Below are 17,753 nucleotides of genomic sequence, written 5' to 3' on the forward strand. Positions count from 1 at the left end.
AAACAAGTGTCCTCTGCGTATATAAGGTAACGCTAAATTATGAAAATGATTATTTAGCGTCGTTACAATAAAGATTCGCTGCCGAGGCAGCTGTTCAAACGTATAAAGTTTTTGGTTAGTTTGGTTTGGTATGACCCCTGTCGATCATTTTTGATCCGGGGGTCATCTTATTATATTGACCTCTGGCGTGAGCCGGATCTTGAACTTTTTCTTTACGGCAGCTTGAATTTCTTCGGCCAATTGCAATATCTCTGTACCTGAGGCATTGCCGTAGTTGACCAGTACCAACGCCTGTTTTTCATGTACCCCTGCATCGCCCACGCGTACACCCTTGAAGCCACATTGCTCAATCAGCCATCCTGCGGGCACCTTTACTTGGGTTTTGTCGACCTCGTAATATGGTAGGCCGGGATGCTTTTTTTGAAGTTTTTCGAAAGTCTTTCGAGAGATGACCGGATTTTTGAAAAAACTGCCGCTATTGCCTATTTCTTTTGGGTCGGGCAATTTGCTGCGGCGAATTTTGATCACTGCATTCGAGATATCTCGAATGGTCGGGTACACAATATTTTGGTCCAGTAATTCTTTTTCCAGTGCCCCGTAGTCAGTATTGAGCTTGTGGTTGCGTTTTGTGAGCCGTAAATTGACAGCGGTAATGATGTAGTTTCCTTTTTCTTCCCTTTTGAAGATAGAGTCGCGGTAACCGAACTGACAGGCCTCCTTATCAAACTCTTTTAGTTCGCCAGTGGCTATTTCCATAGCAGTACAGCTCACAAATACATCTTTGAGTTCAACGCCATAGGCACCAATGTTCTGAATGGGAGCAGTGCCCACATTGCCAGGAATCAACGAAAGGTTCTCGATGCCCCCATACCCCCGGTCAATTGCCCACATGACAAATTCGTGCCAGTTTTCGCCTGCCATGGCCTGTACCACCACCATGTCATCGTCTTCTTCAACCATCGAAATGCCCTTTATGTTGATATGCAATACCAGCGCATCGATATCTTTGGTGAGCAGCATGTTGCTGCCCCCACTGATCACGAATTTCTTGGGATATGCCTCTAAGGCAAGTGCCTTCTGCAATTCTAACAAACTGGTTATCTCAACAAAAAAGGAAGCCTTTACGTCGATACCAAAGGTGTTCAGGTTTTTTAGCGATATGTTCTGTTGAATGTTCACCTAACTTTTTTATATGCCTGTAACGCTTCGCCCAAAATGGTCACGGCCCTTACCAGACTGTCTTTTTCAAGTACGTAGGCGATGCGGATCTGGTTGTGTCCGAGTCCCTCTGTCGCATAAAAGCCGGCAGCAGGTGCCACCATTACGGTCTCGCCGTTCATTTCAAAATTTTCTAGAAGCCATTGGGCAAAGTCATCGGCACTATCAATGGGCAGTTCAGCAATACAATAAAAGGCTCCTTGGGGCACGGCCACTTTTACACCCGCTATTTTTTGAAGTTCTTTGACCAATACATTGCGCCTTGTCGCATATTCTTCGATTACCTCGTCAAAATAGCTTTGGGGTGTATCCAGTGCGGCCTCACTGGCAATTTGGGCCAAGGTAGGCGGAGATAGCCGTGCTTGGGCAAATTTCATGGCGGTTTTAATGACCTCTTTGTTTTTTGAGACCAAGCACCCAATTCGGGCCCCGCACATACTGTATCTTTTAGAGACGGAGTCTATCATGATTGCGTGGTCTTCGAGGTCTGGCTCTTGTAAAATGGAATAGTGCTCCCTTCCATCATAGGTAAACTCCCGGTACACCTCGTCGGCCATTATAAAAAGATCGTGTTTTCGTGCCAATTGCGCCAATTGCGCTATTTCTTCCTTACTGTATAGATATCCGGTAGGGTTACCCGGGTTGCAGATCAATATGGCCTTGGTTCTCGACGAAATCAGTTTTTCGAATTCAGAAATGGGTGGCAGGGCGAAATTCTCTTCAATTTTTGATACGATGGGCACTACCGAGACCCCCATTGCGGTGGCAAAGCCATTGTAATTGGCGTAAAACGGTTCGGGAATAATGATATCATCACCATTGTCCATAATACTTCCCATGGCAAAAGACAAGGCTTCAGACCCCCCGGTGGTTACAATGATGTCATCGGCAGCGACTTCGATACCGTTCTTTCTATAATACCCGCTTATTTTTTGACGATATGCCTCCGACCCTTCGGTCATGCTGTAGGCCAACACCTCTATGTTGGCATTTTTTACGGCATCAAGGGCGATTTTGGGTGTTTTGATATCGGGTTGGCCAATATTCAGGTGAATTACCCTGATGCCCCTCTTTTTTGCCTGTTCGGCATAGGGTACCAATTTTCTGATGGGTGAGGCGGGCATTTTACTGCCTTTGACCGAAATTTTTGGCATCTCTCAAATTTTAGACAAAAATGGCAAAACCTATGCTACCAAACAACAAGTGGCAGTGTTTTATGGTAATGTTAAAATTAGGGTCATGAGAAAGATTATTTTGTAACTTTCAAAGAGGTACTTCTTTATAAATCAAGGAAATTGAAGAAAAGGCTAATATATGTGTCCCTTTTTTTGCTCTGTTTGGGGCCTGTAGCCTTTTGCCAAGTTTTCGAGATTCCCGAAGGTGAAAAATACCAGAAAGTAAAGTTTGAGCTCATCAACAATTTAATGGTGGTGCCCGTTGAGGTGAACGGTGTCGAGCTGTCGTTCATACTTGATAGCGGGGTGAGCAACCCCATACTGTTTAACCTTTCAGACAAAGATTCTGTTCAGATCAACAATGTTTCTGAGATAACCCTAAAGGGCCTTGGCGAGGGAGAACCGATAAAAGCCTTGAAATCTGTGGGGAACACCTTTAAAATGGGCAAGGCCGTCAACCAAGACCAACCGCTTTATGTGGTGTTGGACAAAGACCTGAATTTTTCAACTTCATTGGGCATTCCCGTGCATGGCATCTTGGGATACCATATTTTTCGTGATTGTGTTGTCGAGATAAACTATGTCAACAAAACCATGAAACTGCACGACCCCGGGCTTTATAAATACAAAGGGAGCAAGCGCAGCCAAACGCTTCCTTTGGACATTATCAATAGAAAGGCCTATATAGACGCAGCGGTTCTTGTAAAGGATGAAAAAGAGGTGCCTGTAAAACTATTGGTCGATACCGGAAGCAGTGATGCCGTATGGCTATTTCAAGATCCCGAGCAGGGTATAGACATACCAGAAAAAAATTACGAAGACTATTTGGGCAAAGGACTGAACGGCCACATTTTCGGAAAAAGAACAAAAGTGAACGGTGTGCGCATCGGTAGTTTTACTCTTAAAGATGCCAAAGCGGCTTTCCCGTACATGGAATCGTTTGGGGCCATTAAAAATTTAGGAGACCGTAACGGCAGTGTTGGGGCAGAAATCTTAAAGCGGTTTAATCTAATAATCGATTATAGCCGTAATAAGATTACGCTCAAGAAAAATGGCAATTTCAAGGCACCCTTCCAATATAATCTGGCCGGTGTTGAGTTACAGCACAATGGTGTTCGCTACATTGCCGAGCGTATTACAGATTCGAGGGGTGTTGTACACAGCGATGAAAACCCCATCGGAAGCGTACAGATACTTTTTGAAGACCGTACGAGATTGAGTTTGGTGCCCGAAATCGTTGTGTCGGCCATTAGGGCCGGCAGCCCGGCCGAAGAGGCCGGCCTCAAACAGGGCGATGTAATCTTGGCCGTGAACGGCAAAAGGGTGCACCGCTACAAATTGCAAGAGGTTTTAAAAATGATGAACGAGAAAGAGGGCAAGCGTATCAGGGTATTGATTGAACGATCAAACAAGGATTTGACCTTCAGTTTTGTGCTGAAAAAACTCTTTTAAACAAAAAACCCCGCTGATGCGGGGTTTTTTGTTGGATAATAATTCCTACTTATTTTTTTGCGCCACCATCTTTGACCAAACCTTTTATCTTCAAGATTTTGGTGGGTGTGTCAGCGTTCGAGGTAACGGTCACCGCTTTGCGGATCGGCCCAACCCTCTTGGTGTCATATTTCACCTGAATTTCGCCGGTTTCACCTGGCATAATGGGTTTTTCAGGTTTTTTGGGGATGGTGCATCCACAGCTAGATTTCACGTCGCTGATGACCAAAGGGGCATCACCTGTGTTCTTAAATTCAAAAACGCGCACCCCATCGCTTCCTTTTTCAATTTCGCCATAGTCAATGGTCTCTGTCTTAAACTCAATTTTCGCTGTTTTTTCTTGGGCCTGGACACCAAAAGCCAAAAGCCCTACGAATAGCAACAATACAGTTTTTTTCATCATTTTAGTTTTGGGTGAATTTCAAATGTAAATGTTTTCACAGCTGCATCCAAAATTCTTTTGTTATGTAATAACGTTACTTATTTTTGTTTCGTATTTTTCGGATTGGTCATTTTTCAACAGAATCGCGGCAATTATTAACGCTGCCACCCTTAAAAACGACCAGTCCGATTTCCTATTAGACAAAAACCGTACCGAAATTATGCAGATAGCACCAAAATATGAGCCCAGTAGGGTTGAGGACAAATGGTATGAATATTGGATGGAGCATGATTTTTTCAGCTCCAAACCAGACGACAGAGAGCCCTACACCATTGTAATACCGCCACCAAATGTCACCGGTGTACTGCATATGGGCCATATGCTGAACAACACGCTGCAAGATGTATTGATACGCAGGGCCAGGTTACAGGGTAAGAATGCCTGCTGGGTGCCTGGCATGGACCACGCTTCGATCGCCACTGAGGCCAAGGTGGTGGCAAAATTGAAAGAAGAGGGCATTTCCAAGGCCGATATCTCTAGGGATGAATTCCTTAAACATGCCTGGGAATGGACAGACAAGTATGGCGGTGTCATTTTAGAACAGTTAAAGAAACTGGGCTGTTCATGTGACTGGAAACGCACCAAATTCACCATGGATGACGATATGTCGGCCTCTGTCATCAAGGTTTTTGTCGATTTGTACGAAAAAGGCCTGATCTATCGCGGCCATCGAATGGTCAACTGGGATCCCGAGGCGAAGACAACCCTTTCAGACGAAGAGGTCATTTATGAAGAAAGAGAGGGACTTTTATACTATGTCGCATATAAAATCGAGGGCTCTGACGAGAAAGTGATCATTGCCACAACAAGGCCCGAGACCATTTTGGGCGATACCGCTATTTGTATCAACCCCAACGATGAACGGTATCATCACCTAAAGGGAAAAAGGGCCATTGTACCAATTTGCAATAGGGTCATCCCCATTATTGAAGACGAATACGTCGATGTTGAATTCGGCACGGGATGTCTAAAAGTGACCCCTGCGCACGACGAAAATGATAAGAACCTTGGAGACAAACACGGTCTGGAGATTATCGACATCTTCAACGAAGATGCCAGTTTAAATGCATTTGGCCTCCATTACGAGGGAAAGGACAGGTTTGTTGTAAGAAAGGAAATCGCCAAAGAACTCGAAGAAAAGGGGCATTTGGTCAAGACCGAGCAATATACCAATAAAGTGGGCCTTTCTGAGCGTACAAAGGCGGTTATTGAGCCACGCCTTTCAGAACAGTGGTTTTTGAAAATGGAAGATTTGGCCAAACCGGCCATAGATGCTGTTTTAAAAACGGGCGAGGTCAAGTTTTATCCAAAAAAATTCGAGAATATCTACCGCCATTGGATGGAGAACATTCGCGACTGGAACATTTCACGCCAATTGTGGTGGGGTCAGCAGATACCTGCGTATTATTATGGTGATGGAAAAGATGATTTTGTGGTTGCCGAAACCAAGCAAGAAGCATTGGATAAGGCACAGGAAGCCTTGAATTCGAGAGGAACAGAGAGATCTTTGACACTGGACGATTTTCGCCAAGACCCTGATGTGCTCGACACCTGGTTTTCCTCTTGGCTATGGCCCATAAGTGTTTTTGGGGGCATTTTGGACCCTGAAAATGAAGAGGTCAATTACTATTATCCCACCAACGACCTGGTCACGGGGCCCGATATTCTGTTTTTCTGGGTGGCCCGAATGATCATGGCCGGTTATGAATTTAGAGATGAGCGGCCGTTCGACAATGTATACCTCACCGGTTTGGTGCGCGACAAGCAACGTCGAAAAATGTCGAAATCATTGGGCAATTCGCCCGATGCACTGAAATTGATTGAGGATTACGGTGCCGATGGGGTTCGTGTGGGGCTGCTGTTGAGCTCGGCGGCGGGCAACGATCTATTGTTCGATGAGGCACTGTGCCAACAGGGCAAAAACTTTGCCAATAAAATCTGGAATGCCTTTCGTTTGGTAAAAGGTTGGGAAGTGGCCGCCATTGACCAGCCAGAAGCCGCCAAGATCGGAATTGACTGGTACACGGCAAGGTTCAACCAGGTTTTGGCAGAAATAGAAGACCATTTTGGCAAATATCGTATCTCTGATGCCCTTATGGCGATATACAAGTTGGTCTGGGATGATTTCTGTTCTTGGCTGCTAGAGATTGTAAAGCCGGCTTACCAACAGCCCATTGATAAGAAGACCTATGAAGCAGTGATCCAATTGTTTGAAAAGAACTTAAAACTGCTACATCCCTTTATGCCCTTTCTAACGGAAGAGGTATGGCAGCACATCTCTGAGAGAACACCTGAAAATGCATTGTGCATCGCTGATTGGCCAAAGGTTGCCGAAGCGGACAAGAACATTATCAAGGCATTTGATTTTGCCGCTGAGGTCATTGCAGGTGTGCGAACCATTCGAAAAGAGAAAAACATACCCCAGAAAGAAGTATTGGAGTTGATGGAATTGAATGTGGAGGGGGTAAGCTCAAAAATGGATGCCATCATCAAAAAACTGGGCAATATCTCAGAGATAGCCACGGTGACCGAACCGGTTGACGGTGCCCTGAGCTTTCGCATAAAGAGCAACGAGTATTTTGTACCACTTGGCGTGGCCATCGATGTGGAGGCAGAAATCAAGAAATTGACCGAAGAACTTGACTACATACGCGGCTTTTTGCAATCGGTGCAGAAAAAGCTATCGAACGAACGCTTTGTAAACAACGCACCACCTCAGGTAGTCGAGCTCGAGCGCAAAAAAGCAGCGGATGCCGAGGCCAAGATAGAGACCTTGGAAAAGAGTTTGGCGTCGCTTGAATAAACCATACCAGAACATCGATTTTATTTCTATTTTGGGGGTATATAGATGTATTTTATATCTATATAAACAAGTTGCCTGTAATTTTGAAATTCATTAGTTCACTTTTTAAAAAGCATCCAGAGCCAGTAAGTGCGGAAACTCTTCGCAGAGTTCTTATGGAATACATTTCGCCCGAAGTTTCCAAAATTGGACTTGAATGGAATGGGAAAAATCAATGGATTGGTCCCGCTGAAGATGGAATAAGGAAAGTGCTAAAGCATCAAGTCGGAAAAGGACTGATGGGGACTTTTATCTGGGGAATGTGCTATGATTTTCTTCCAATGGTAAGCGGAAAAAGAATTGTTCTGCAAAGGACTTTCAAATCAGCACGACCTCAATTATTTCAATCTTCTGCTACAACCGACAGTTTTCTAAACAAAAAATCAAACTTGGAAAATGGAGTAACATCGACCTGGGGAGAAAAGGAGTGTCGAAAATCTATTTCAAAATTATTTGATAAAAGAAAGGTCGAAATTTTCGAATGGCTGGAAAAAGGAAAAACAATAGACGGTTCTATTGAAATTGCGAAAAGTCAATTCGACGACAAAGTGTATAATACCCATTGGCCGAATCCAAAATATGTGGCTTCGTTTCTTTTTGCCAAAAAAGGCGACCGAACGAAAGGAATGGAAATGCTAATGGAAATCGAAAATGAAAGACCGAGTTTTGAACCCGAAGTTTTTGAAAAACTGAAAAAAAGATTACTGGAACTGTAAAAAACTACAGGCAACACGGTATCCTATGAAAAGCACTAAGGGAGTCTCCCAAAGATAGCGATTATGTTGTTTTTGTCTTAAACCACCAACCGCTGTAAATAGAACAATTTTCAATGCCCTTAAAAATTATGACCAAAAACATGGCCACTTACCTCTAAATTGGTTTTCTTGACGGGCAATTTTTCTATAGATGACAAAGCTATCTTTTTCCTTTCCCTATTTTCAATACCAGATTGCCGGTCAATGACCGAATACCATTGCGCAATTGTGGTGTTCAGGGAACAAAAACGGTCGTTCAAAGTATAACTTTTCTTTTGGTACCTTGAGAAAGATAATTTTGTGAAAAGGGTATTTTCAATATGTCCATTTCAAAAAAAGAGCTGGTATTTCAAATAATATTGCTTGTGCTGGTGTTTCTGTTCTATTCTTACGACAGGAACAACCCGGGATTTCAATGGTACCAGGTAGTGTTCTTTTCGAGTTATGCCCTTGCCGCTGCCATCATCGGCTATCATTTGATGCCCCGTTACCTATACCGCAAAAAACACTGTCGGTTTTTCGCCTATGTCTTATTGGTACTCATAGGGGTTATCTTGTTGGAAGAGTTGGTGCTCGAAAAGATTTTCTTTGCGGGTACCAGACGGGCCAGGGTCTTCCCCGGGGTGTTTTTTACGCTCTTTGGGGTGCTTCCGGTCATTGCCATCTTATCGGGCTTCAAATTCGGGTGGGATGCCATTCAAAAGCAAGAACAGATAGAAGAGCTGAAGAGTACGGTACAGGAAAGCGAGCTACAGTTTCTAAGGTCACAGATAAATCCGCACTTTCTTTTCAACAACCTGAACAATCTGTATTCGTACGCTTTGGAAGGCTCTACTAAAACTCCTGAGATTATTTTGGAATTAAGTGGACTACTACGGTACATGCTCTATGAATGCAAAGAAAAATTTGTTCCCCTATCCAAAGAGATCGAGCAATTGCATAACTTTATAAAGTTGAGCAAGCTGCAGATAGAGAACCGGGGCCAAGTTCGTTTTACGACCCATGATTTGCCCCAAGGGTATAAAATTGCCCCCCTGATCTTGATCGTGTTTATTGAGAATGCCTTTAAACATAGCCAGAAGGGGCAGTCAGAAAACATTGAAATTGATATTGAGGTGGGTATGAAGGGCAACACGCTGCATTTTAAGTGCAGCAACAATTACGAGGCCGCCGAGGTTTTGGATACCCCCGAAGAGGGCATAGGGTTGGCAAATGTTCAAAAACGGCTGAAACTGCTCTACCCGGCCAAGCACGAATTGAACATCACAGAAGACAAAAACCGGTTTACGGTCGAACTTGCTATCGAGCTTGAAAAATTAAGGACGGCATGAACTGTATCATCATTGAAGACCAGCCACCGGCGCAGCGCATTCTTAAGAAATATATTGAGGATATCGGCACGTTGAAGCTAAAGGGCGTTTTTTCTGATGCAGTGCAGGCAATGGAGCTCATGAAATCTGAACCGATTCAACTGTTGTTCTTGGACATCCACCTGCCCAAACTTTCAGGGATCGAATTTCTAAAGTCTATGCAAAATCCGCCCCACGTAATCTTGACCACGGCGTTTGCCGACTATGCGCTTGAGGGATATGAATTGAACGTGGTCGATTATTTGCTCAAACCCTTCTCGTTTCAGCGGTTCGTGAAAGCGGTTTCCAAGGTTCCGTTAAAAAAGGGAGACCAGTCTGGCGAAAATGAAGTTGATAACGGACTGCAAGCCAGAAATGAGATTTATATCAAATCTGGTTACGAGCATATCAAAATCGAGATTGGAGACATTCATCACATTGCCTCAGCCACCGATTACACCGAGGTCATTACCCAAAACAAGAAGTACCTATCAAATGAGTCGCTTCTCTTTTGGCTTGAAAGACTGCCCAACAATCTCTTTTATAGAATCCACAAATCCCACATCATCAATTCCAAAAAGATTGAGAAAATCGTTGGCAACCAAGTTCACCTTGTCGACGGGGCGAAGGTTCCCATCGGCAGGGCCTATAAAGAAAACTTTATGAAAAACGTATTGAAATAAAGCGTACCGTTATGAAAAAATTAAAAAAGGAAGACATTAAACAAGAGGTGTTCGATCTCTATGATGACTATGCCCACAACAAATTGGAACGGCGTGAGTTTATCGAGAAACTATCGACCTATGCCATTGGTGGCATAACGGTGGCCTCGCTGATGGGTTTTATGATGCCAAATTATGCAGATACGCTCTTGGTAGATCCCAACGATCCCGGGTTAGATTCCGGTTATATCACGTATAATTCACCAAATGGAGGGGGCAAAATCAAGGGTTTGCTCTCAAAACCCAAAAAATCCGATAAAAAATTGGGCGGTATTGTGGTGGTGCACGAGAACCGTGGATTGAACCCCTACATTGAAGACACCGCACGCAGGGCGGCCTTGGAAGGCTTTATCACCCTGGCGCCGGATGCATTGAGCCCCTTGGGGGGCTATCCGGGCAATGACGATGAGGGCAGGGCCATGCAGCGAAAGCGCGACCGCAATGAAATGTTGGAAGACTTCATCGCAGCTTTTGATTATCTGAAAAACCATAAGAATTGCAATGGAAAAATTGGGGTGGTCGGTTTCTGCTTTGGAGGATGGATATCGAACATGATGGCCGTGAAGGTGCCCGATTTGGTCGCTGCAGTACCCTTTTATGGAGGCCAGCCCAAAGAGGACATCGATAAGATCAATGCCCCATTGATGCTTCACTTTGCCGGATTGGATGAACGGGTAAATGCCGGTTGGCCGGCCTACGAAGAGGCCTTGAAAAAGTACGGAAAGAAATATGAGGCATATTTCTATCCTGATGTGAACCATGGCTTTCACAATACATCAACTCCCCGATATAACAAAGAGGCGGCCGAGAAGGCTTGGCAAAGAACAATCGAATTCTTTAAAAAACACTTGCAGTAATGTCAAAGCTCGACCGGCGTAAATTTTTACAAAAGACCACGCTTTCAACTGCTGCATTGGCCTCTTGGTCGTTCTTTCCAGAATACCTGCAAGGGCAGTCTGAGCGACCCTTTATGGCGCAGTACATGGGCGGGTTCGCCGCACCAAAGCTCGAGACCGTCCGGGCGGCCTTTATAGGGGTGGGCGCACGAGGCGGCACCCACTTAAAATTTCTTGCGGCCCTGCCAAATACGGAGGTAGTGGCCATCAGCGACCTCTATGAAGATCTGGTCAAACAAAAAGTGCAATGGGTACGGGAAGTTGCTGGGGAAAATCGCCATAAAAATATCGCTGAGTACCACGGTGATGAAGACAGGTGGAAGCAAATGCTCAATGAGGTCAGGCCCGATGTGGTCTTCATAGCAACCAATTGGCACAACCATGCACCCATGGCCATTGAGGCGATGAACCAAGGTGCCCACGCCTTTGTAGAAGTGCCCATGGCAGTGACCCTCCAAGAAATGTGGGATATTGTCGATACTTCCGAACGCACCCAGAAGCACTGCATGATGATGGAGAACGTGAACTACGGCCGTGACGAGTTGATGTTCCTCAATATGTGCAGACAGGGTGTCATCGGAGAGCTGCTGCACGGCGAGGCAGCCTACATACACGAACTGCGCTGGCAGATGAACGAAGTAGAACGGGGCACGGGATCGTGGCGCACCTACCACTATGCAAAGCGAAACGGCAACCTGTACCCGACCCATGGGCTGGGCCCGGTGGCCCAGTATATGAACTTGGGCAGGGGTGAGGATACTTTTAACACCTTGGTCTCTTTCTCCACTCCGGCTTTGGGGCGAAAAACGTATGCCGAGAAAAACTATCCGCCAGACCATCAATGGAACCAGTTGGAGTACAACGGTGGCGATTTGAACACATCCATCATCAAAACGAACATGGGCCGAACAATACTAGTGCAGTGGGATGAAACGAGTCCACGGCCCTATACCAGATTAAACCTGATTCAGGGCACAAAAGGCGCTTTGGCAGGTTTTCCGACCCGAGTGGCCCTTGAGGGCGGTGTCGAAGGGTTGACCGAAGACCACCACTCATGGGTGCAGGGCGAACAGTTGCAGGCACTGTACGAGAAATACGACCACCCCCTGTACAAGCGTCTGAACGAAGCGGCCAAAGACAGTGGTCACGGCGGCATGGACGGCATTATGGTGTATCGCATCGTGGAATGTCTGCAAAAAGGGCTTCCATTGGATCAAAATGTGTACGAAGGCTGTTTTTGGAGTGCCGTGGCACCCTTGAGCGAACGCTCCGTGGCTAGTGGTGGGGCACCACAACCATTTCCGGATTTCACCAGGGGGGAATGGAAAAATACCGAGCCACTCAGAATCATTTCTTAATCGTGGCTCAATGCCTGATATCAGCATCTCAGTACCGGCCAGAATCTGTTTTTTTGGAGACCACCAAGATTATTTGGGGCTTCCCGTGATTGCGGGCACTATTGACAGGTACATCCAACTCGTCGCAAAACCCAATGGCAGGAATGAATTTGTGGTTCGGCTGTGTGACCTTGACAAAACCCAGACCATTGCGTTGGATAGGGATTTCGGGGAAATTGACAAAGATGACTATTTACGCTCGGGCATGGCATGCCTAAACAACCATGGGTTCGATTTCAAAAAAGGATATGATATCGAAATACAGGGAAATATTCCCCTCAATGCCGGGTTGTCGAGTTCTTCGGCGCTCGTAGTGGCATGGGTACGCTTTTTAATGGCCGCGCAGACCTCAAATAAGACTGCGGAGAACAAACAAATTGGGCATTGGGCCTATGAAGCCGAGGTGCTGTTTTTTGGGCAACCGGGCGGGTTGATGGACCAATACACCATTGCCCAGGGCGGATTGCTATATATCGATACCAATTCAGGCAGAACCACCAAGCTTCAAGGTGATTTGGGTAACTTGATCATCGCTGAATCGGGCATTTCAAAAAAAACATTGGAAGTTTTAAAAAACGGGCGGATCTATGGGCAACGCACCATTGAGGCCATTAAACAGAAATACCCTGATTTTGACATAAAAAAAGCCACTGTGGAAGAGTATGAAAAGTATAAAGACGTGGTCCCTGAGGCCTATCGGCCCTATTGGTACGCAGCCATCCATAACTACGATATCACGTTGAAGGCGGAAGTCGAACTTGAAAAACGGGATTCAGATATAAAGATGCTGGGCAAATTGATTGACGCCCATCAAAACATCCTACAAAACCAAATTAGAAACACACCACCGGCAATGGTCAATATGATGGAAGCGGCCAGGGATGCAGGAGCTTTCGGCACCAAGATCATTGGATCGGGAGGCGGGGGCTGTATGGTGGCCATCACCAGTGAAAGTGGCAAACAAAAAGTAATAGACGCGTTTATATCGGCCGGTGCGGTGGCCGCTTATGAAGCAAAACTGACAATTGGATGAAAAACAATAGTTTGGTCATCATGGCTGGTGGGGCTTCTTCCCGCATGAAAAAAAGCCTTGGCAGGGCAGCGTTGGACGAGTCGGTAAAAAAGGCGGCGCAGAAACTGCACAAAAGCCTCATTCCGCTTGGTAACAGCGGAAAACCACTACTGCACTACCTGTTGAAGAATGCTGCTGGGGCGGGTTATTCGAACATATATTTGATTACTTCGGAAGAAAACCAAGGGTTCAAGGATTTTTTAAACGATAGCGAGGATTACCTTGGGCCAAACGTACATTTTGCCATACAGCACATTCCCGAAGGGCGCGAAAAGCCATTGGGTACTGCCGATGCAATCTTGCAGTGCCTAGAGCAGCATCCTACACTGCAAGAAACCTATTTTACGGTCTGTAATGGCGATAACCTATATTCTGTGGATGCCCTACGCGATTTGCGAAAAGAACGCGATGCGCCCCATGCTACCATCGCCTACAGCGGCTCAGGTTTAGGATTTAGCGATGAGCGGCTAGCCAAATTTGCCGTGATGGATATCTCTTCTGATGGCTACCTCAGAAATATTATCGAGAAACCGGGCCTTGATGAAATGGAACAATACCGTGATGCTTCGGGCGAACTCCGTATCAGCATGAACGAATTCAGTTTTTCGGGCGCTGAAATATTTCCCTATCTAAAAAATTGCCCTATCAATGCCAAAAGGGGCGAGAAAGAACTGCCTGAAGCGGTTCGAAATGCAGTGGCAGGGCACGCGAAGGCGGTATTGTGCTATCCGAGGTCTGAACGACTGCCAGACCTGACCGATGCACATGATATCAAAGATTTTTATCTTTAGGCTATGGAAACCTATGCCACGGCGTTGCTGTATGCCATTCCGTTTTTTGTTGTCTTGGTATTGATCGAGATGCTCTATGGCCACTTTGTGAAAGACCAAAAGCACAATGTGATGGACACGGTCAGCAGCCTCAGTTCGGGCCTTACCAATGTGGTCAAAGATTCGTTGGGCCTGGTGCTGGTGTTGGTCAGCTACCCCTTTTTGGTCGAAAACTTGGCACTCATCGAGTTAAAAAGTACTTGGGCGGTATGGCTCGTGGCCTTTATTGCCATTGATTTTGCGGGCTATTGGAACCATCGTCTGAGCCACCATGTCAATATTTTCTGGAACCAACATGTTATTCATCACAGCAGCGAGGAGTTCAATCTGGCGTGTGCCCTGCGGCAGTCGATTTCAAATGTGGTGGGGTATTTTGCGCTGTTGCTGGTTCCTGCAGCGGTTTTGGGGGTTCCCAACCAAGTAATTGCCCTATTGGCGCCCATTCACCTGTTTGCCCAGTTCTGGTACCACACACAGCATATTGGCAAGATGGGTTGGTTAGAGTATATCATTGTCACACCCTCACAACATCGCGTGCACCATGCCATCAATCCCGAATACATTGACAAGAATTTGGGCCAGATACTTTGTATTTGGGATAGGATGTTCGGTACCTTTCAAGAAGAATTGGACAATGTGCCACCACAATACGGTGTCTTGAAACCGGCGGCCACTTGGAACCCTATCCTTATTAATTTTCAACATGTTTGGCGTTTGGCAAAAGATGCATGGCGGACAAAAAGTTGGTGGGACAAACTTCGCATCTGGTTTATGCCCACAGGATGGCGGCCCGCCGACGTGGCAGAGAAATACCCTATTGACAAAATTGAGAATGTTTACAGTTTCCAAAAATATGCGCCCCCGGCCTCAAATGCTTTAAAGGCTTATTCCATATTTCAGTTGCTGGCCAGCACAGCGTTGATGTTGTTTATGTTTTACAACTATTCTGAAATTGGATTTGATGGTTTGTTGCTTTTTGGTTGTTTTGTATTTGTTGGTATTTTTGGCTACACCACGCTGATGGACCGTAAGCCTTATGCCGTGTGGATCGAGCTATTGCGCGGCATTGCGGGTTTGGCCTTCATATACATGACCGGCGATTGGTTCGGAATTAACATGTACCTTGCAACGGGAAGCTACTGGGTGGTTCTCTACTTTTTGATTACGATGGTCGGGGGAATATACTTTACCTTTTTCGAACACCGCGGTTCAACAAAACCCAACCTTGCTACTTAGATTTTTTGATTTCTTTATCGACGATTTTTATGTATTGCTTCATGGCCTCCTCCCGGCTAATGTTTCTGGCCTGTATGAGCGCATTGGCCTTAAAGGCATTGATCAGTGGCGTTTTACTGCCCGGGTTGTCAAAATTCTTGTTCGCAATTTTGTAATAGGCGTATAGTTTCAACAAAATATCTGCCGGCAGCGGCTCTGTATAACTGTTGACAAAGTCGACCGCCTTTTCGAACTTCTTTTGTAGTTTTTCACTAATCATCTTGCTTGGGAAGCGAGGCAATACAGGTCTTGGCCCCTACGACTTTTTGGTTCAACCTAACGTGTATGTTGCAGTCGAGCGGCAAGAAAAGGTCCACCCGTGATCCAAATTTAATGAAGCCTGCATCGGTGCCCTGTGTTACCTGTTCACCTTCTTCGGCATAATTGACAATTCTACGGGCCACCGCCCCGGCAATTTGGCGGTACATGACCTCACCGAATTTTGGCGTGTGGATGACCACCGTGGTACGTTCATTTTTTGTGCTTGATTTTGGGTGCCAAGCCACCAAGTATTTTCCCGGATGGTATTTTGAATAGGTAACCGTACCGCTCACGGGATAGCGCGTAACATGTACGTTCACCGGCGACATGAATATGGATACCTGCTTTCTTTTGTCTTTGAAATACTCGGGTTCATCCACCTCGTCGATTATGACCACCTTACCATCAACCGGTGCCAGCACCTCATCAAAACTTGGGGTAACGGGTCTTTTAGGGTTTCTGAAAAATTGCAGAATAAGCACCAAGACCACGAGTGCCGAAATTTGTACCAACCATCTTGCCCAATCGGCGGGCACATAATACTGGGCTACCAAAAGGGCGGCAACTACCAAAAAGAATGTTATCAGAATGATCTTTTGACCTTCTCTATGAAACATATGAAAATATATTTAATGCCAAATAGGCAAAGGGGGCAGCAAAAATAAGGCTGTCAAGACGGTCTAGCATACCGCCATGACCGGGTAAAATGGCCCCACTGTCCTTTACCCCCGCGGTTCGTTTGAACTTCGATTCGAGCAAATCGCCCAGACTTCCGGCAACGACTATGATAACCGCCAAAACCAACCATTGGTGTATGGCCAACACAGGCTCGTACCGTGCCATAAAGTACGCTGCCACCAGTGCAAAAATAAGACCTCCTAGGTAACCTTCAAGTGTTTTCTTCGGAGAAATTGACGGAAAGAGTTTGGTGCGCCCCAGGCTCTTGCCGACCAAATAGGCAAACGAATCGTTGACCCATATCAGAATAAAGATGCCCATAATGAGATATTTGGCAAATTCATCGTTTTTATAGGGAATCATGGTGAGAAAAATACAGCCTCCCCCTATGTAAAAAAGCCCCGTTACAAATTTTTGGACCTCTGAAAATGGTTTCTTTTTTTTGGAGAAAAGGTTTAGCAAGAGGACAAGGTTAACCGCAATGGTAATGAACATGAGTATGTTGATGACGGTGGTATCTTTTACCAAATAGATAAACGCCCACCAAAGTGCCAAATAGGCGATAAAAATGTAATAACCCCTGATCCGCACCAGTTTCTTGAACTCATACAGACAGGCCAGTCCGAAGATCATGAACAGAAAATCAAAGGCATCTGAACTCAAGAAAACAGCAGAAAGCAACAATACTACATACAGCACCCCGGTAATGGCACGCCTAAATATTTCTTTCATCGAATCAATAATCTTCTAGCAGCAAAAGGTAGACATTTTTTGAGGCACTACCATAGGAAAGAAAGTCGTTTTTGTTCTCGGCGGTAGGCTCAAAATGCTTTAAGGTGGTGATGTTGTCTGGGATGTTTTTCCGGTATTTTTCCTTGATGATCTTAAGGGCCTCACTGATGGAGTCTACCAATTGGCTCGTGGTGGCGAACACTATGAGGTTTGATGGAAGTTCGCTAAGTTTTTTTCCTTTTATCTGGTTAGAGCAGACCAATATAGAACCGTTGTGGGCAATAAGGTGCTCGCAAGTGGTAAAGAATATCTCACTTTCGTTTCGTTTCTCGGTGAACGAAATATTTTCGGTTGAAAAACGCTGTGCCAATCGGGCATCCATACAATAGAATTGGTGGTGCTGCCAATTGTTTTCAGAAATAATGTTCTTCAACGCCTCCGAGACTTCATCGAAATCTTCGCAGTAGATGAACTTGCCCCCATTTTTCTTGAAATAGATGGTAAATTTTTCATCTACCGGAATTTTAAGGTCGGGCATATGCTCTCCTCTGGTTTCCACCGTTTCCTTGGAAACTTTTTTTCCTCCTCCGAATAATTTTCCAAATACGCCCATCGTCT

Annotated in this window: 17 protein-coding genes; 10 read left to right on the forward strand and 7 right to left on the reverse strand. The window is 45.5% G+C overall.

The genetic code is table 11. The features are described 5' to 3' along the window. Positions 1 to 162 precede the first annotated feature (162 nt). Together murB and VC82_RS10855 are read right to left on the reverse strand one after the other, a co-directional pair. Positions 163 to 1,179, reverse strand: a complete 1,017-nt coding sequence (gene murB, locus VC82_RS10850; RefSeq protein WP_045802395.1) for a UDP-N-acetylmuramate dehydrogenase — start codon at positions 1,177 to 1,179, stop codon at positions 163 to 165. Beyond that, positions 1,176 to 2,372: a pyridoxal phosphate-dependent aminotransferase gene (locus VC82_RS10855; protein ID WP_045802396.1), complete on the reverse strand. Its 1,197-nt coding sequence runs from the start codon at positions 2,370 to 2,372 to the stop codon at positions 1,176 to 1,178. The genes murB and VC82_RS10855 overlap by 4 nt, the downstream gene beginning before the upstream one ends. 141 nt (positions 2,373 to 2,513) lie before the next feature. Between VC82_RS10855 and VC82_RS10860 the strand changes: the two genes are divergently transcribed. Further along, the gene (locus tag VC82_RS10860; RefSeq protein WP_045802397.1) at positions 2,514 to 3,845 is read left to right on the forward strand and encodes an aspartyl protease family protein; all 1,332 of its coding nucleotides are present in this window, start codon (positions 2,514 to 2,516) and stop codon (positions 3,843 to 3,845) included. 49 nt (positions 3,846 to 3,894) lie between these two features. Here the strand turns inward: VC82_RS10860 and VC82_RS10865 are convergent, their stop codons facing one another. Beyond that, positions 3,895 to 4,287, reverse strand: a complete 393-nt coding sequence (locus VC82_RS10865) for a DUF1573 domain-containing protein (RefSeq protein WP_470295033.1) — start codon at positions 4,285 to 4,287, stop codon at positions 3,895 to 3,897. A gap of 199 nt (positions 4,288 to 4,486) precedes the next feature. On the opposite strand from VC82_RS10865, the gene VC82_RS10870 reads away from it, so the two are divergent. From VC82_RS10870 to VC82_RS10915, 9 genes are all read left to right on the forward strand, one after another. Beyond that, positions 4,487 to 7,129 carry a valine--tRNA ligase gene (locus tag VC82_RS10870; RefSeq protein ID WP_045803399.1) on the forward strand — a complete coding sequence of 881 codons (2,643 nt, stop codon included), beginning with the start codon at positions 4,487 to 4,489 and terminating at the stop codon, positions 7,127 to 7,129. Positions 7,130 to 7,212: 83 nt separating this feature from the next. Then, positions 7,213 to 7,884, forward strand: coding sequence for a hypothetical protein (locus tag VC82_RS10875; protein WP_157518062.1), 672 nt, complete (start codon positions 7,213 to 7,215; stop codon positions 7,882 to 7,884). 359 nt (positions 7,885 to 8,243) lie between these two features. Continuing rightward, positions 8,244 to 9,254: a sensor histidine kinase gene (locus tag VC82_RS10885; protein ID WP_045802400.1), complete on the forward strand. Its 1,011-nt coding sequence runs from the start codon at positions 8,244 to 8,246 to the stop codon at positions 9,252 to 9,254. Further along, positions 9,251 to 9,955: a LytR/AlgR family response regulator transcription factor gene (locus VC82_RS10890; RefSeq protein ID WP_045802401.1), complete on the forward strand. Its 705-nt coding sequence runs from the start codon at positions 9,251 to 9,253 to the stop codon at positions 9,953 to 9,955. Before VC82_RS10885 ends, VC82_RS10890 begins: the two co-directional genes overlap by 4 nt. A gap of 11 nt (positions 9,956 to 9,966) precedes the next feature. Then, complete coding sequence (locus VC82_RS10895) at positions 9,967 to 10,851, forward strand: dienelactone hydrolase family protein (protein WP_045802402.1); 885 nt, start codon at positions 9,967 to 9,969, stop codon at positions 10,849 to 10,851. After that, the gene (locus VC82_RS10900; RefSeq protein WP_045802403.1) at positions 10,851 to 12,248 is read left to right on the forward strand and encodes a Gfo/Idh/MocA family protein; all 1,398 of its coding nucleotides are present in this window, start codon (positions 10,851 to 10,853) and stop codon (positions 12,246 to 12,248) included. The genes VC82_RS10895 and VC82_RS10900 overlap by 1 nt, the downstream gene beginning before the upstream one ends. A gap of 10 nt (positions 12,249 to 12,258) precedes the next feature. Continuing rightward, positions 12,259 to 13,320: a GHMP family kinase ATP-binding protein gene (locus VC82_RS10905; protein ID WP_045802404.1), complete on the forward strand. Its 1,062-nt coding sequence runs from the start codon at positions 12,259 to 12,261 to the stop codon at positions 13,318 to 13,320. After that, the gene (locus VC82_RS10910) at positions 13,317 to 14,150 is read left to right on the forward strand and encodes a sugar phosphate nucleotidyltransferase (protein WP_045802405.1); all 834 of its coding nucleotides are present in this window, start codon (positions 13,317 to 13,319) and stop codon (positions 14,148 to 14,150) included. The genes VC82_RS10905 and VC82_RS10910 overlap by 4 nt, the downstream gene beginning before the upstream one ends. A 3-nt stretch (positions 14,151 to 14,153) precedes the next feature. Then, positions 14,154 to 15,425, forward strand: a complete 1,272-nt coding sequence (locus VC82_RS10915; protein ID WP_045802406.1) for a sterol desaturase family protein — start codon at positions 14,154 to 14,156, stop codon at positions 15,423 to 15,425. Here the strand turns inward: VC82_RS10915 and VC82_RS10920 are convergent. The 4 genes from VC82_RS10920 to VC82_RS10935 are packed head-to-tail and all read right to left on the reverse strand — an operon-like array spanning position 15,418 to position 17,748. Beyond that, a complete protein-coding gene (locus VC82_RS10920) occupies positions 15,418 to 15,684 on the reverse strand; it encodes an acyl-CoA-binding protein (protein ID WP_045802407.1) in 267 nt (88 codons plus the stop codon). The genes VC82_RS10915 and VC82_RS10920 overlap by 8 nt on opposite strands. Next, a complete protein-coding gene (locus VC82_RS10925) occupies positions 15,677 to 16,342 on the reverse strand; it encodes a phosphatidylserine decarboxylase family protein (protein ID WP_045802408.1) in 666 nt (221 codons plus the stop codon). Before VC82_RS10925 ends, VC82_RS10920 begins: the two co-directional genes overlap by 8 nt. Further along, positions 16,332 to 17,135 carry a phosphatidate cytidylyltransferase gene (locus tag VC82_RS10930; RefSeq protein ID WP_045802409.1) on the reverse strand — a complete coding sequence of 268 codons (804 nt, stop codon included), beginning with the start codon at positions 17,133 to 17,135 and terminating at the stop codon, positions 16,332 to 16,334. The genes VC82_RS10925 and VC82_RS10930 overlap by 11 nt, the downstream gene beginning before the upstream one ends. 4 nt (positions 17,136 to 17,139) lie before the next feature. Next, entirely contained in the window at positions 17,140 to 17,748 is a 609-nt protein-coding gene (locus tag VC82_RS10935; RefSeq protein ID WP_045802410.1) for an LUD domain-containing protein, read from the reverse strand. Between the last annotated feature and the right edge of the window lie 5 nt (positions 17,749 to 17,753).

The organism is Flagellimonas lutaonensis, assembly GCF_000963865.1.
Classification (GTDB): Bacteria; Bacteroidota; Bacteroidia; order Flavobacteriales; family Flavobacteriaceae; genus Flagellimonas_A; species Flagellimonas_A lutaonensis.

Bases quoted from the DNA above. Each gene is read 5' to 3' on its own strand.
- VC82_RS10930 (WP_045802409.1), bottom strand. From the start codon at position 17,135: ATGAAAGAAATATTTAGGCGTGCCATTACCGGGGTGCTGTATGTAGTA.
- VC82_RS10890 (WP_045802401.1), top strand. From the start codon at position 9,251: ATGAACTGTATCATCATTGAAGACCAGCCACCGGCGCAGCGCATTCTT.
- VC82_RS10935 (WP_045802410.1), bottom strand. From the start codon at position 17,748: ATGGGCGTATTTGGAAAATTATTCGGAGGAGGAAAAAAAGTTTCCAAG.
- VC82_RS10855 (WP_045802396.1), bottom strand. From the start codon at position 2,372: ATGCCAAAAATTTCGGTCAAAGGCAGTAAAATGCCCGCCTCACCCATC.
- VC82_RS10915 (WP_045802406.1), top strand. From the start codon at position 14,154: ATGGAAACCTATGCCACGGCGTTGCTGTATGCCATTCCGTTTTTTGTT.
- VC82_RS10920 (WP_045802407.1), bottom strand. From the start codon at position 15,684: ATGATTAGTGAAAAACTACAAAAGAAGTTCGAAAAGGCGGTCGACTTT.
- VC82_RS10910 (WP_045802405.1), top strand. From the start codon at position 13,317: ATGAAAAACAATAGTTTGGTCATCATGGCTGGTGGGGCTTCTTCCCGC.
- VC82_RS10885 (WP_045802400.1), top strand. From the start codon at position 8,244: ATGTCCATTTCAAAAAAAGAGCTGGTATTTCAAATAATATTGCTTGTG.
- VC82_RS10865 (WP_470295033.1), bottom strand. From the start codon at position 4,287: ATGATGAAAAAAACTGTATTGTTGCTATTCGTAGGGCTTTTGGCTTTT.
- VC82_RS10900 (WP_045802403.1), top strand. From the start codon at position 10,851: ATGTCAAAGCTCGACCGGCGTAAATTTTTACAAAAGACCACGCTTTCA.
- VC82_RS10905 (WP_045802404.1), top strand. From the start codon at position 12,259: ATGCCTGATATCAGCATCTCAGTACCGGCCAGAATCTGTTTTTTTGGA.
- VC82_RS10895 (WP_045802402.1), top strand. From the start codon at position 9,967: ATGAAAAAATTAAAAAAGGAAGACATTAAACAAGAGGTGTTCGATCTC.
- VC82_RS10870 (WP_045803399.1), top strand. From the start codon at position 4,487: ATGCAGATAGCACCAAAATATGAGCCCAGTAGGGTTGAGGACAAATGG.
- VC82_RS10925 (WP_045802408.1), bottom strand. From the start codon at position 16,342: ATGTTTCATAGAGAAGGTCAAAAGATCATTCTGATAACATTCTTTTTG.